General features: G+C 68.3%; 15 protein-coding genes. 11 read left to right on the forward strand and 4 right to left on the reverse strand.

What is annotated here, in order from left to right; genetic code table 11:
* Nucleotides 1–64: 64 nt before the first annotated feature.
* The 7 genes from D7Y04_RS33920 (at nt 65) to D7Y04_RS33950 (ending at nt 7,956) form a co-directional block, all read left to right on the forward strand.
* Nucleotides 65–694 (forward strand): methylthioribulose 1-phosphate dehydratase, encoded by a 630-nt coding sequence (locus D7Y04_RS33920; protein WP_120593594.1) that lies wholly within the window; start codon nt 65–67, stop codon nt 692–694.
* Nucleotides 691–1,236: an acireductone dioxygenase gene (locus tag D7Y04_RS33925; RefSeq protein WP_120593593.1), complete on the forward strand. Its 546-nt coding sequence runs from the start codon at nt 691–693 to the stop codon at nt 1,234–1,236. The genes D7Y04_RS33920 and D7Y04_RS33925 overlap by 4 nt, the downstream gene beginning before the upstream one ends.
* Nucleotides 1,233–1,934: an acireductone synthase gene (gene mtnC, locus D7Y04_RS33930; RefSeq protein ID WP_121761985.1), complete on the forward strand. Its 702-nt coding sequence runs from the start codon at nt 1,233–1,235 to the stop codon at nt 1,932–1,934. The genes D7Y04_RS33925 and mtnC overlap by 4 nt, the downstream gene beginning before the upstream one ends.
* Before the next feature lie 43 nt (nt 1,935–1,977).
* Entirely contained in the window at nt 1,978–2,862 is an 885-nt protein-coding gene (locus tag D7Y04_RS33935; RefSeq protein WP_120593591.1) for an S-methyl-5'-thioadenosine phosphorylase, read from the forward strand.
* A gap of 25 nt (nt 2,863–2,887) precedes the next feature.
* The gene (mtnA, locus tag D7Y04_RS33940) at nt 2,888–4,003 is read left to right on the forward strand and encodes an S-methyl-5-thioribose-1-phosphate isomerase (protein ID WP_120593590.1); all 1,116 of its coding nucleotides are present in this window, start codon (nt 2,888–2,890) and stop codon (nt 4,001–4,003) included.
* The gene (locus D7Y04_RS33945; protein WP_120593589.1) at nt 4,000–4,644 is read left to right on the forward strand and encodes a class II aldolase/adducin family protein; all 645 of its coding nucleotides are present in this window, start codon (nt 4,000–4,002) and stop codon (nt 4,642–4,644) included. The genes mtnA and D7Y04_RS33945 overlap by 4 nt, the downstream gene beginning before the upstream one ends.
* A 105-nt stretch (nt 4,645–4,749) precedes the next feature.
* Nucleotides 4,750–7,956, forward strand: a complete 3,207-nt coding sequence (locus tag D7Y04_RS33950; RefSeq protein ID WP_120593588.1) for a tetratricopeptide repeat protein — start codon at nt 4,750–4,752, stop codon at nt 7,954–7,956.
* A gap of 2 nt (nt 7,957–7,958) precedes the next feature.
* On the opposite strand, the gene D7Y04_RS33955 is transcribed toward D7Y04_RS33950, so the two are convergent.
* From D7Y04_RS33955 to D7Y04_RS33965, 3 genes are all read right to left on the reverse strand, one after another.
* Nucleotides 7,959–8,729: an HNH endonuclease gene (locus tag D7Y04_RS33955; protein ID WP_120593587.1), complete on the reverse strand. Its 771-nt coding sequence runs from the start codon at nt 8,727–8,729 to the stop codon at nt 7,959–7,961.
* An 8-nt stretch (nt 8,730–8,737) separates the two neighbouring features.
* Complete coding sequence (locus D7Y04_RS33960; protein ID WP_120593586.1) at nt 8,738–9,322, reverse strand: hypothetical protein; 585 nt, start codon at nt 9,320–9,322, stop codon at nt 8,738–8,740.
* Between the two features lie 129 nt (nt 9,323–9,451).
* Nucleotides 9,452–10,624, reverse strand: a complete 1,173-nt coding sequence (locus D7Y04_RS33965) for a metallophosphoesterase (protein WP_121761986.1) — start codon at nt 10,622–10,624, stop codon at nt 9,452–9,454.
* Between the two features lie 123 nt (nt 10,625–10,747).
* On the opposite strand from D7Y04_RS33965, the gene D7Y04_RS33970 reads away from it, so the two are divergent.
* From D7Y04_RS33970 to D7Y04_RS33985, 4 genes are all read left to right on the forward strand, one after another.
* Nucleotides 10,748–11,464, forward strand: coding sequence for a TIGR02269 family lipoprotein (locus tag D7Y04_RS33970; protein ID WP_120593584.1), 717 nt, complete (start codon nt 10,748–10,750; stop codon nt 11,462–11,464).
* A gap of 3 nt (nt 11,465–11,467) precedes the next feature.
* The gene (locus D7Y04_RS33975) at nt 11,468–12,184 is read left to right on the forward strand and encodes a double-CXXCG motif protein (RefSeq protein ID WP_120593583.1); all 717 of its coding nucleotides are present in this window, start codon (nt 11,468–11,470) and stop codon (nt 12,182–12,184) included.
* A gap of 131 nt (nt 12,185–12,315) precedes the next feature.
* Complete coding sequence (locus D7Y04_RS33980) at nt 12,316–13,005, forward strand: TIGR02269 family lipoprotein (protein WP_120593582.1); 690 nt, start codon at nt 12,316–12,318, stop codon at nt 13,003–13,005.
* 3 nt (nt 13,006–13,008) lie between these two features.
* A complete protein-coding gene (locus D7Y04_RS33985) occupies nt 13,009–13,725 on the forward strand; it encodes a double-CXXCG motif protein (protein WP_121761987.1) in 717 nt (238 codons plus the stop codon).
* Here the strand turns inward: D7Y04_RS33985 and D7Y04_RS33990 are convergent, their stop codons facing one another.
* Nucleotides 13,726–14,262, reverse strand: coding sequence for an FHA domain-containing protein (locus D7Y04_RS33990; protein ID WP_120561334.1), 537 nt, complete (start codon nt 14,260–14,262; stop codon nt 13,726–13,728).
* Between the last annotated feature and the right edge of the window lie 49 nt (nt 14,263–14,311).

A 14,311-nucleotide genomic window follows, 5' to 3' on the forward strand; every position in this document is an offset into this window, starting at 1 on the left:
CGGATTATGCTCGGTGTCATCAACGCGATGTTTCATCGCGTCCTCAAGCTCCCCCGAGGGATGGATGAGCATCGACCCGGCCCCCGCCGCGACCCTGTCCGAAGCGGCCCGTGAAATCGTCGAAGTGGGCCGCTTCCTCAGCGTGCGCAACTTCGTGCCCGCCACCAGTGGCAACTTCTCCCGCAGGCTGGATGCCCGCACCGCCGCCGTCACCCGCTCCGGCGTGGACAAGGGCGAGCTGGTGGAGGCGGACATCCTGGTCGCGGACATCCACGCGCCGCCGCCCAAGGGCTCGTCCGCGGAGACGCCCCTTCACCTTCAGCTCTACCGTGACCGGCCGGAGGCGCAGGCCGTGCTGCACACGCACTCCGTGGTGGCCGCGCTCCTGTCGAACCTGCGGCTGGCGGAAGGCGAGCTGGTGCTCCAGGACTTCGAACTGCTCAAGGCCCTGGGCGACACGCGCACGCACGAGGCGGCGGTGTCCATCCCCATCTTCCCCAACGACCAGGACATCCCCCGGCTCGCGGACAAGGTGACCGCGATGCTCGAGAAACGCACGGACCTGGTCGCGTATCTCATTGCCGGCCACGGGCTTTACACCTGGGGCCGGAGCATGGCCGAGGCCCGCCGCCACGTCGTGGCGCTGGAGCACCTGCTGACGTACGAACTCGAGAAGATGAAGGTGCGGCGATGAGCAAGCTGATTGTCTACAACGACCACCAGCCGGAGGCGCCGCTGGGCGTCTTCACCGAAACCGAGGACATCCGCCGCGAGCTCAAGCCCGCGGGCGTGCGCTTCGAGCGCGTGGACGCGTCCGTGGACCTGCCGGACGGCGCGGGCCAGGAGGACGTCCTCGCGGCCTACAAGCACGTGGTGGACGCGGAGATGAAGGCCCACGGCTACAACACCGTGGACGTGGCGCGCATCAAGCCGGACGCGCCCAACGTGGAGGCCGCTCGCGCGAAGTTCCTCTCCGAGCACGCTCACACGGAGGACGAGTCGCGCATCATGGTGGAGGGCAGCGGCTGCTTCTACCTGCACGCGGGCGACAAGGTCTTCCAGGTGGAGTGCACGCGAGGCGACCTCATCAGCGTGCCGGAAGGCATGAAGCACTGGTTCGACATGGGCGCCGCGCCCCGGTTCGCCGCCATCCGCTTCTTCATCCGCCCGGACGGTTGGGTGGGCCACTTCACCGGCGAGACCATCGCCGAGCGCTTCCCGAAGTACGCGCCGTGAGTGCCCCCAAGGCTGTCGTCACGGACATCGAAGGCACCACCAGCTCCATCGCCTTCGTGAAGGACGTCCTCTTCCCCTTCGCCCGGAAGCACCTGGCGGAGTACGTCGCCACGCACGGGCAGCAGGCCGCCGTGCGCCAGTGCCTGTCCGACGCCCGCACGCTCGCGGGTGAGCCGGCACTGGGCGACGTGGGCACCGTCGCCCTGCTCCATCGCTGGCTGGACGAGGACCGCAAGGCCACGCCGCTCAAGACGCTCCAGGGGCTCATCTGGGCGGACGGCTACGCGCGCGGCGAGATCAAAGGCCACGTCCACGCGGACGCGGCCCGGGCCCTGCGCGATTGGCACGCGAAGGGGATGCGCCTGTATGTCTATTCCTCCGGCAGCATCGCCGCGCAGAAGCTCATCTTCGGCTACAGCGTGGAGGGGGACCTGACGCCGGTGTTCTCCGATTACTTCGACACCACCACCGGACCCAAGGTGGAGGCGCCGTCGTACACGAAGATTGCCCAGGCGCTGGAGCTGCCTCCCGGCGACATCCTGTTCCTCTCCGACAACACGGCGGAGCTGGATGCGGCGAAGCAGGCGGGCTTCCGCACCGCGGCCCTGGACCGGGGCGAGGTGGCCCTGCCGCCGGGCCACGGGCACCCGGTGTTCCACGACTTCACGTCGCTCGACCCGTTCGCGCACGTGTCCTGAATTGATTCTTCATCCCGAGCTTTCCCGGAGCGGATCCTCCCCCATGTCGAGTTCCAACAAGCCCGTGCTGGGCATCATCGGCGGCAGCGGCCTGTATCAGATTGATGGCCTGACGGATGTCTCGTGGCGCCGGGTGTCGTCGCCGTTCGGTGAGACGTCGGACGAGTTCTGCTTCGGGCGCATTGGCGACCAGCCGGTGGTGTTCCTGCCGCGCCACGGGCGTGGGCACAAGATTCCGCCGTCGGAGCTGAACTTCCGCGCGAACATCGACGCGCTCAAGCGCAGCGGCGTGACGGACATCCTCTCCGTCTCCGCGGTGGGCAGCCTGCGGGAGGATTTGCCGCCGGGCACCTTCGTGGTGGTGGACCAGTTCGTGGACCGCACCTTCGCGCGCGTGAAGAGCTTCTTCTCGCAGGGGCTGGTGGCGCACGTGTCCATGGCGAAGCCCACGTGCTCGCGCCTGGGTGACGCGGTGATGGCCGCGTGCGAGGGCCTGGACATCAAGGTCGTGCGCGGTGGCACGTACCTGGTGATGGAGGGCCCGCAGTTCTCCACGCTGGCGGAGAGCAAGATGTACCGGCAGTGGGGCTGCGATGTGATTGGCATGACCAACATGCCGGAGGCCAAGCTCGCCCGTGAGGCGGAGATTTGCTACGCGAGCGTGTCGATGGTCACGGATTTCGACTGCTGGCATCCGGACCACGACGCGGTGACGGTGGATCAGGTGATCGCGGTGCTGCTGGGCAACGCGGGCAAGGCGCGCGGGCTGGTGAAGAACATCGCGCCGCTCGTGGGCCAGCACTCCACCCCGTGCCACGCCGGCTGCCAGACGGCGCTGGAGCACGCCATCATGACGTCGCCCGACGCGCGCGACCCGGCCATGGTGGAGAAGCTCTCCGCGGTGGCGGGCCGCGTCCTCAAGCGCTGAACGGCCGAACAAGGAAGACACGGCGATGAAAGTCCAAGGCGTTCCGATGCGCTCCATCTGGGTCGAGTCCGACGGCTGGAGCGTCGGCGTCATCGACCAGACGCGCCTGCCGCACGCGTTCGTGAAGGTGAAGCTGTCCACGGCGGACGAAGCGGGCCATGCCATCCGCAGCATGCTGGTGCGCGGCGCGCCGCTCATCGGTGCCACGGCGGCGTACGGCGTGTGTCTGGCCATGCGGCAGGACGCGTCCGACGGCGCGCTGGAGAAGGCGCTGACCATGCTCCGGGCCACGCGGCCCACGGCGGTGAACCTGCACTGGGCGCTGGATGGGATGCGCCAGGTGCTCGCGCCGCTGAAGCCGTCGGAGCGCGTGGAGGCGGCGTACCGGCAGGCGGCGGCGCTGTGCGACGAGGACGTGGCCATCAACCGCGCCATCGGCGAGCACGCGCTGAAGCTGTTCCAGGAGGCGTGGGACAAGAAGGGCCGCAAGGGTCGGCTCAACGTGCTCACGCACTGCAACGCTGGCTGGCTGGCCACGGTGGACTGGGGCACGGCGCTGGCGCCCATGTACCTGGCGCACGACGCGGGCATCCCCCTGCACGTCTGGGTGGATGAAACGCGCCCGCGCAACCAGGGCGCGGTGCTGACGGCGTGGGAGCTGGGACAGCACGGCGTCCCGCACACGGTCATCGCGGACAACGTCGGTGGGCACCTGATGCAGCACGGGGAAGTGGACTTGTGCATCGTCGGCACGGACCGCACGACGGCTCGCGGCGACGTGGCGAACAAGATTGGCACGTACCTGAAGGCGCTGGCCGCGAAGGACAACGGCGTGCCGTTCTACGTGGCGCTGCCGTCGCCCACCATCGACTGGACCATCCAGGACGGTGTGAAGGAGATCCCCATCGAGCAGCGCGACGGTGCGGAGCTCAGTGACGTCACGGGCCGGCTGCCGTCGGGGGACATCGCCACGGTGCGGATTACGCCGCCGGGGAGCCCCGCCGCGAACTACGCGTTCGACGTGACGCCCGCGCGGCTGGTGACGGCGCTCGTCACGGAGCGCGGCGTGTGTCCCGCGACGGAGGAGGGGATGCTGTCCCTCTTCCCGGAGCGGCGCGCTCAGCGGAGCCCCGCGAAGTGAGCGGGGCGGGGGGCCACCAGGCACTGCGCGAGGCGATGGTGGCCACCTCGCGGCGGATGAACACCTCCGGGCTGAACCAGGGCACGTCCGGCAACCTGAGCCAGCGGGTAGAGGGCGGCTTCCTCCTCACGCCGTCCGGGATGAACTACGAGACCATGACGCCGGAGGACCTGGTCCTCATGCGCTTCGACGGCTCGCACGAGGGCCACCGCAAGCCGTCCACCGAGTGGCAGCTGCACCGGGACCTCCTCCAGGCGAGGCCGGAGGTGGGCGCGGTGCTGCACACGCACAGCATGTTCAGCACCACGCTGGCCTGCCTGCGCCGGGGCATCCCCGCCTTCCACTACATGGTGTCCGCGGCGGGCGGCACGGACATCCGGTGCGCCGAGTACGCCACCTTCGGCACGCCGGAGCTGGCGAGGCACATGATGGTGGCCCTGGAGGGCCGCAAGGCGTGTCTGCTGGCCAACCACGGCATGGTCGCCGTGGGCGTGGACCTGGCCGCGGCCTGGAAGCTGGCGGTGGAGGTGGAGACGCTGGCGGCCATGTATTGGCGCGCGCTCCAACTGGGCGAGCCCGTGGTGCTGGACGACGCGGAAATGGAGCGTGTGTTCCAGCAATTCCGGGGGTATGGCCAGTAGGCGTCGCTCCGCGCACATGTTCCTGCATGATTCTTGGGGTCCCTGCCTCTAAGTCGGACAGGGGGGAGGCGGCTGGGTCAGCCTCGGTCTCCAGGAGGAGTCGGCATGCGGTGGGTTCTCGGGTGCATGGTGATGATGGCACTGGGGTGTGCCTCGCTCATGCCGGTGGGGCGGGAACCCTCGGACCCGCGGCTGGCGGACGCACTCCAGGCCTATGAGCAGTCCGCGACGCTCTACGAGGCGGGCCGGTACGCGGAGGCCGTGGCGCCCGGTGAGCACGCCCTGGCGCTGCGGGAGGCCGTGCTCGGGGACTCGCATCCGGACGTCGCCTACTGCCTGAGCCTGCTGGGGGAGGTGTACCGCCTCCAGGGAGACTTCGCCCGGGCGGGTGTCGTCCACGAGCGCGCGCTGGCCATCCGGGAAGCGGTGGTGAACGACGACGCGGCGAAGGCCGTCACGGTGGCCAGGCTGCTCGGCTTCGCCGCCTCGCCCGCCATGGAGACGGACCGGCAGGCCGGGGGCTTCTACGACCATGGGCACGCGATGTCCCGGCGGACGAACAACCTGTTCAGCCTGGACAAGCGTCGCCGCATGGGGGCTTTCGCCAGCCAGGAGGTGACCCTCAGCGAGAACCAGTCCGCCTTCGCCGAGTCCCTCAACAACCTGGCCAACCTCTACCAGCAGCAGGGGCTCTACAGCCGCGCGGAGCCGCTCTACTCGCGCGCGTTGGATTTGCGGGAGACCGTGCTCGGCAAGCACCACCTCACCGTCTCGGACTCGCTCAACAACCTGGCGCTGCTCTACCGGGAGCAGGGGCTGTATGTCCGGGCGGAGCCGCTCTACGTGCGGGCGCTCGCCCTGCGCGAGTCGGCGCTGGGCAAGGAGGATCCGCTGGTCGCGGACTCGCTCGACACGCTGGCCACGCTCTACCAGGACCAGGGGCAGTACGGCCGGGCGGAGCCGCTGGGCCTGCGCGCGCTCTCCATCCGGGAGGAGGCGCTGGGCAAGAAGCATCCGTTGGTCGCGGACTCGCTCAACAACCTGGCCAATCTCTATCAGGACCAGGGGCTGTATGACCGGGCGGAGCCGCTCTACGCGCGGGCGCTCGCCATCCGGGAGGCAGCGACGGACGGCAGCCCTTCGGACCTGGCCGCCGCGCTCAACAACCTGGCCACGCTCTACCAGGCGCAGGGGAAGTACAGCCAGGCGGAGCCGCTCTACGCGCGGGCGTTGGCCATCTGGGAGAAGGCGTTCGGAACGCACCATCCACACGTGGCGGCGTCGCTCAACAACCTGGCCACGCTGTACCGGAAGCAGGGGAAGTACAGCCAGGCGGAGCCGCTCTACGCGCGGGCGCTGGCCATCTGGGAGGAGGTGCTCGGCAAGAAGCATCCGGACGTCGCCGGCTCGCTCAACAACCTGGCCACGCTCTACCGGGACCAGGGGAAGTACAGCCAGGCAGAGCCGCTCTACGAGCGCGCGTTGGCGATTCGTGAAGCCGTGCTGGGCCGGAACCATCCGGACCTCGCGGCGTCGCTCAACAACCTGGCGCTCCTGCGTCTGGCGCAGCACCGCCTGGACGACGCGGTGCCCTTGTTCACGCGCGCCTTCGGAGTCTCCGAGCAGCGTCTGCGTCGCGAGGCGCTCGAGTTCTCCGAGGCCCGGCTGGCCAGCTTCCTCCAGCACCTGCGCGCGGACGAGGAGCAGCTCTACGCGCTCGTGCGAGCGCACCCGGACTCCGCCCACGTCCGGCGTCTGGCATTGAGCGCCGCGCTGCTGCTCAAGGGCCGCTCCGTGGAGGAAACGGCGGACATCTCCCGAGCGGTCTACCGGAGCCTGGGCGCGGAGGAGCGAGGCACCTTCGAGCAGCTGCGCAAGCTGCGAACCCAGCTGGCCAGTCTCTCGCTGCACGGGCCGGGAGCGCTCACGCCGTCCTCCTATCAGCGACAGCTCACGGCGCTGACCGAGCAGGGCGATGCGTTGGAGGCGACGCTCGCCAGCCGCTCCGCGCCGCTGCGCGCGTTGTCCGCGCTGCCCGCGCCGGATGACATCGTCGACCGTGTCGCGGGATCCCTGCCGGACGATGGTGCCCTGGTGGAGTTCATCACCTACGAGGACCGTCCCCTCGTGCTGGGAACGGGCACGGCCCAGCTCCGCTGTCTGGCGTTGGTGCTCCTGCCCGACGGGAACATCCGCGCGTTGGACCTGGGGCCCGCCGCGCCCATCGAAGCCGCGGCCTCCAGCCTGCGGGACGCGTTGGCGCGCCGGGACGCGGCCTTCGAGGACTCCGCCCACGCGCTCTACCGGCTCGCGTTCCAGCCGCTGCTCCCGCTCTTGGGGAAGGCCCGCCGCCTCTTCCTCTCACCGGATGGTCAACTGGCGCTGGTGCCCTTCGCGGCGCTCCACGACGGCCGGCGGTACCTGGTGGACAGCTACGACTTCACCTACGTGACGTCCGGCAAGGACCTGTTGCCCCGGCCTCAGCAGCGGAGGCCGGCGTCCTCGGTGGTGGTGCTGGCGGATCCCGCGTTCAACACGGGGCTCCAGGCGTCCCCGCTCCCCGCGGGAGGCGCGTCCGTGGTGGCGGAGCGTTCGCCTTCGCTGCGGCGCGAGGACCTGGTGGCGCGTGACTGGGCACCGGTTCCGTTGCCGGGCTCGCGCGAGGAGGCGGAGGCCATCCAGCGCCTGTTCCCGCAGGCGCAGCTGTTCCTGGGACCGAAGGCGACCAAGGAGCGGCTGCTGCACCTGAGCACGCCGGGCATCCTCCACCTGGCGACCCACGGCTTCTTCCTGGAGGACGCCGCCGCGCCGGAGAACGCGCGAGCGGTCGCGACCTTCGGAGCGCTGGGCGAGGATCCGCAGGCCGCGCGCCCGCCGGATCCGCTGCTGCGCTCCGGCCTGTTGCTCGCTGGAGAGACGGAGAAGAGTGCTTCCGACAGCGCGCTGGTGACGGCGCTGGAACTGGCGGGCCTGGACCTGTGGGGCACGCAACTGGTGGTCCTGTCCGCGTGCGACACGGGCCGGGGCGCGGTCCGGCGTGGCCAGGGCGTCTACGGCCTGCGCCGGGCTTTCCTGGTGGCGGGTGCGGAGACGGTGGTGATGAGTCTCTGGAAGGTGGACGACGCGACGACGCGCACGTTGATGGAGACCTACTATCGCCACCTGCTCGGCGGCGAGGGCCTGGCCACGGCGCTGCGTGAAGCGATGCGGGAGCTGCGAAGCGCCCAGCCCCATCCGCACTACTGGGCGCCCTTCATCGCCATGGGGCGGGACGCGCCGCTGCGGCTGCTCGACGCAGGCGCGCGGCCCTGACTCTAGCGTTTCGTTGAAACGGGCTTCTGGAGCAGGAGCCGAAGCGCTTGGATGCTGAGAAGCTCCTGCGGATTCCGATGAATCATCCGGTGGCAGTTGGCGCACAGGGGGATGAGTGACTCCACGGAGTTCACCCGTTTCCCTTCCGAGACCGGGACCTCATGGTGCATCTCGATGAAGTCCTCACCGAGCGCACCGTAGCGCTCGACGAAGTCGAACCCGCACACGTGACAGGTGATCCGGCCCCGCCTGTTCCTCCAGTGGGACTTCGCTTCCGCGCGCAGCCGGGCGCTCCGCTCGTAGGTCAGGTGTGTCCGATACTGCTTCCCACCTTCTTCATGGCCACCTGGGTCATCCAGCAATGCCGCATGAGCCGCTTTCGTCGGCATCTTGTACCAGCCGAGGTGAGGGAAGCGGCTTCCGGGGAACGCGATGTTGACCCTGGCGACCAGTTCGTACTCGAAGGCCACCCCGAACCCCGAGGGTTGCATGTCATTCAGCCACCCAGAATGGTCATGGGTGTCGACCTCAATCAGACGTTTCACCGTGCGGGTGAACTGACGCTTGTCCTCGTATTCGAACGCCCTGCCGCGAGACACCTTGAGGATCGTGGTGAAGCGTTTCAGCTTCTTGTCGTAGCCGTAGATGTGAAGTCCGGGGCGGAGGACGAAGGTAGGCCAGTGACGTGCCTTCCATCCGCTCCACATGTACCAGCTCCGATCCTGATCATCGGGCGTGGCACGGGTCATGGCGAAATGGGCTTTGATGGTCATGGCGGTCCCTATCCGAGCTTCTGGCCAATGGCCTTCATCATGAGGGCGGCATCCGCGAGGGCGACCTTGAACCGGTCGAACTGTTCCGGGCGTTGCTCCAGGTCCTCGATCAACCGCTGCTGGTTGTAGACCTTGCGCAGAAGGTACGCCGCGAACCGGACATCCTGGACGCAGTTCTCCGGATAGGGCGGCTCCTCGTATTGGGGCTCGGGAGCGGCCTGGGCCTTCTTGACCGTGGGCGCGGGGGCGGCCGGTGCCAGCACCTGGATCCGGGTGATGTTCGTGAGGATGTTGGAGTCCCGCTCCCGCTGAACCTCGACGACGCGCGACGTGGTCGCGGTGCCAATCTCCAGGCTCTTGCCCACCCACTCCGAAGGGGGAACCTCGAAGAGCGAACGCCCCTCCACCTTCGGGTCGGAATCCCTCAGGTCGACATGGCCTCCAAGGTTCTTGGATTGGCCACGCATGACCGCGAAGCGGCGCCCTTCGTACTCGTAGACGCCGACCGTGTAGCTGCTGGAGCCCGTGCGGACCCGGTAGACCTGCCAGGCAAGCTCCTCGAGCTTGCCGAATCGGGTGACCTCTTCCGACATGGTCGCTTCCCCCAGTGCGGGCGATGAAGCACCGGAGGGTAGGAGGAAGCCTGGACCTTGGGCATCCCTCCTCAGAGGGATGTCGTACCGCCCTGAATGGCTGTAACGCTCGTTACCTCGACGGAGGGATCAGGCGCTGCGCAGCGTGAGCAGCGTCACCTCGGGAGGGACGCCGATGCGGAAGGGGAGCCAGTGCCCCGTGCCGCCGGAGACGTAGAGGTGGCTGTCCTTGAAGCGGTAGCGGCCCAGCATGTGCTTGAAGGCGAAGCCGAACAGCGGAATCCCCAGGAAGGCCACCTGCCCGCCGTGGGTGTGGCCCGCGAGCGTGAGGCGCGCACCGCGCTCGGCGGCGTAGGGGAAGAAGTCCGGGTGGTGGGAGAGGCAGAGCACCACGTCGTCCGGGTTCCCGTCCTTGAAGGCCGTCTCCGCGGAGCGCTGCCAGCGGCGGTCTTTCCCGGTGCGGCTGGCGCCGGACATGGGGAAGTCCACGCCCACCACGCGCACGCGCTGGCCGCCGTGCTCCAGCACGTGGGCTTCATCCACCAGCAGCCGGACCGGCGCGCCACGCTGGGCCAACTGCTCATAGCCGCCCAGGACTTCATCGAGCCCGCGCCAGTGTTCATGGTTGCCGAGCACCGCGAGCATGCCGTGGCGGGCGGTCGTGGAGGCGAGGGCGGCCATCGTCTCGTCGACCTGGTTCACGTCGTCGATGAGGTCACCGGTCATCACCTGGAGGTCCACGCCCGCGGTGTTCATCACCTCCACGGCGCCGCGCAGGTACTCGGGAGAGATGAAGGGGCCCACGTGCACGTCGGTGATCTGCCCGATGCGGAAGCCATCGAGCGCGGCGGGGAGGCCACGCAGCTTCACCTCCACCTCTCGAACGGTGAAGCCCACGCTGCCGCCCACGACGCCCACGCCACTGGCGCTGATGGCGAGGACGGGCATGGCCTGACCGGCCTTCACCAGGAGGTTGCGGCGCTCCAGGTTCACGCCGGGAGGCGCGGCCTGCTGGCGGCGTTCGGCGCGCAGCTTGAGGATGAGGAACGGCGGGCCCATCAACATCACCAGCAGCGCGGCGATGCTCCACACGACGGCGAACAGCTTCACCGGCACGAGCGCCGGAGGCGTGTGGTGCAGGCCGTAGCCGGTGACGGCGGGCACGGTCCAGGCCGCGAACGCGAAGACAGAGAGGCCCACCAGCACGCCATGGCGCCAGCCCCGGGTGACGACGGGCAACAGCCTGCGCAGCACGAGGTACGCGCCCAGGTAGACGAACAGCAGGACCAACAGCCTTCCCATGGTGTGCGCGCTCTCGGTGTGAGGAACCCCGAGGATAACGGCTCGCCTGACAGCGCGCTGTGCCCCGTGACCGGGCTGCTCGCCTCCTGGGCTCCACGGGAGTGAACGTGGAATAACAGGAAAATGAGAAGAATCTCCGGGGCCCGTGTCCGCGTCGGGTGGCTGTGGCTGGCGATGCTGCTGGGGTGTGCGTCCGCACCCGGGCCCTCACCGGCGAATGAGTGGGAGCGGGCGGAGGAGGCGCGGGAGTGCGAGGCCAGCGATGAGGACCAGTGCCTCACGCAAGTCTGCGAGGACGACGTCTGCGCGCTGTTCCGGTGCGAGGACCTGTCACCGAAGCGCATTGTGCGGACGCGAGGCGCCATGCCAGTGGCGCCCATCTTCGTTGCGCCCGGCAGCGGGCCGCAGCGGACGTGGGGAAGTGCGCAGGGCCTGCCGGGAGACGCCGTGCCCGTCATGGTGTTCCGCTGGCATCCACGGGAAAAGCTGCCCAGCGAGCTTCGCCGCGAGAAGGCGCAACAGGAGTGGGCGAAGCGGCCGAAGGAGCGGCACCACATCTTCCCGCAGGCGCTCAAGGACGAGTTCGTGCGGAAGGGCATCGACATTCACCAGTACGTGATAGCGATCGACGCGGAGCTGCATGCCCGGATCCACAAGGGAGAGCGCGGAGGGCCATGGAATGCAGACTGGCGTATCTTCATCAACCGGCAGGAGGACACTGCACCCATGTCCGTCTACTTTGAGCATGCCTCCTGGATGATCCAGAAGTACGGACTCTTCGGCTTGACGATGACGTACTGGCAGCAGGTGGATCTCGCTCCTATACCCGTCGAGGACTGATCCATGCGCTACTTCACGGTGGAGTGCTTTGACTTCGACGAGTCAGGCACGTGGAGCGGAGAGTATCAGGCACGCCATCGGTGGCATCTGCCGGGCGTCGAGTGCCCTCGTTGCGGAACCTGGTCGGGGAGTGGGGCATATCCTTCCGTGGACCTTTCAAGCCTCTCCGAGCCCGCACTCGACGAGGTCCGAGGGCCCACGAACTTTGAGGAGTACATGCGACTGGTGGCACTGGTGCGGCCGCTTCTGCCTCCAGACGTTCCAGTGAAGGGAGGAACCTCTTTCGGTCCCATGCGCGGGACGGCGCAAGGCAGGTTTGGTCCAGTTACTTGCTACCCTCCGTGGGAGCTGGTCCTCCGCGAGGACGCGGTCGAACTGCTCAAGGCCGAAGGGCTGCAAGGCATCATCGCGGTCCGCATGGAGCTCCGGTCCCGCCGGAGCAACATGCCCGCGCTCTACGAAGTGGAAGCGCGGCCCCTGGCGAAGCTGCATCCCGACTGCATCGGCGAATTCAAGACGCCCCCATGCTCGGTATGTGGCCGGCCCGAGTCATACTCTCTGCCTCCAAAGCGCTGGCTGCTGCGCTCCGCCGTTCCAGCAGGACTCGATGTCTTCGGTATCGCGGGGGCTCGCCCACGCGTCGTCAGCGAACGCTTCGTCGAAACCGTGCAACGCCTGGGCCCCAGTGACGTGCGCTACCAGGAACTGCCCGTCGGTTGAGCCGCCGTCACATCCCCCCACCCGGGCTCGCGAGCCGCAGGTGCGAGTGCAGCGTCTCGGCCCGCTGGGCTTCCAGCGGAAGAACGTGGAGTAAGCGGGCAAGAAGCAGAGGAGCGAGGAGCGGAGGCGGAATGCGCGCGTGGTTGTGGCTTTGGGTTGTCTTGCTGGCGGGGTGCGCATCAGCGCCAGTGTCCTCGCCCCAAGAGGGCTGGGCAGAGTCGTCGCGGGAGTGCGAAGCCAGCGACGAGGACCAGTGCCTCACGCAAGTTTGCGAGGACGACGTCTGCGCGCTGTTCCGGTGCGAGGACCTGGCACCGGACCGCATCGTCCGGACGCGAGGGGCCATGCCGGTGGCGCCCATCTTCGTGGCGCCCGGAAGCGGGCCGCAGCGAACATGGGGAAGTGCGCAGGGCCTGCCGGGCGACGCGGTGCCCGTCATGGTCTTCCGCTGGCGTCCCCGAGAGACGCTCCCCAGCGAGCTTCGCCGCGAGAAGGCGCAACAGGAGTGGGCGAAGCGGCCGAAGGAGCGGCACCACATCTTCCCGCAGGCGTTCAAGAAGCACTTCGAGGACAAGGGTATTGAGATCCACAAGTACGTCTTGATGATCGATGCGGAAGTTCACGCACGCATCCATCGTGGCGCGTTGGGCGGACCCTGGAATCGAGATTGGAATACCTTCATCGAATTTCAAGGGGCCGAGGCTGACATCCCGGATCATTTCGAGCACGCCGCATGGATGATTCGAAAATATGAACTCTTTGGTCTTCCGATGACGTATTGGCAGCAGGTCGACCTGCTGCCCGTGCCCTTCGAGGATTGAGCCATGCGCTATTTCGAAGTTCGTGGCCCGCCTGACGGTGTGGAACCGCAGTGGAGCGGTGAGTACCGGGCAGAGCACCGATGGCACCTGTCCGGCGTTGACTGTCCCAGGTTCGGCCCCTGGGCATGGATGGATGCCTTTCCATCCGTGGACCTCTCCGCTGTGCAGGAACCGGTGCTGGCCGAGTCCAAGGGGCCCATGTCCGTCGCGGAGTACAGCCGGCTGGTGGCGCTCATTCGCCCCTTTGTTCCTCCCGAGCTTCCCGTGAGAGCAGGGGGCTCGTTCGGGCCCATGGTCGGAACGGCAAGAGGCAGGTTCGGTCCGATCACCTGCTGGCCCGCATGGCGGGTGCTCCTCCGCGAGGACGCGGTGGACCTGCTCAAGGCCGAAGGCCTGCGGGGCATCATCGCGGTCCGGATGGAACTCCGGTCCCGCCGGAGCACGATGCCCGCGCTCTACGAGTTGGAAGCCCGGCCCCTCGCCCGGCTGCATCCCGACTGCATCGGTGAATGGAAGACGCCCGCGTGTGAACTCTGCGGCAAGCCCGAGTCGTTCTCGTTGCCGCCGAAGCGCTGGCTGCTGCGCTCCTCCATCCCGGAAGGGCTCGACGTCTTCGGCATCGAAGGGGCCAACCCTCGCGTCGTCAGCGAGCGCTTCGTCGAAACCGTGCAGCGCCTGGGGCCCAGCGACGTGCACTACCGCGAGCTTCCCGCCGAGTAGTCACATCCCCCCACCTGGGCTCGCGAGCCGCAGGTGCGAGTGCAGCGTCTCCGCGCGCAGGTACAGGAACTGCGCATCCCCGAAGGCCAGCGCGTCCCCGTCCGTGAGCATCCGCTCCTCGCCTTCGCCCAGCTCCGCGGCGTTCAGCCAGGTGCCGTTCATGGACGCCAGGTCCTTCACCGAGCACGTCCCCTGCGTCGCGTGCCAGCGCAGCACCGCGTGATGCTTCGACACGGAGGGGTCGTGCACCATCAGAGTGCACCCCTCCATCCGCCCCACCCGCAGCTCCTGCCCGTCCTGCTCCGGCCCCAGGAAGTGGACCTCCAGCGAGTCGAACGCCTGGAGCATCACCAGCAGCCGGTCCACCAGCCGTGAGCGGTGCGCCATCCCCACCGTGCGCGCTTCCGCCAACCGCAACGCCACCTGCTGGAACACCGGCTCCGGCGGCTGTTGGATCAGCACCACCGGTCCGGAGGCTTGCAGGAACGCCTGGACGGGCGCGTAGGCGAACGGGCGGAGCTGTTGGACAGAGGGCATCACGCCCCCACGTTACCCCCAGCCCCGCCCTAGCGCGAGCCACGGACTC

The sequence above is a fragment of the Corallococcus sp. AB038B genome (assembly GCF_003668955.1).
Lineage (GTDB): Bacteria > Myxococcota > Myxococcia > Myxococcales > Myxococcaceae > Corallococcus > Corallococcus exiguus.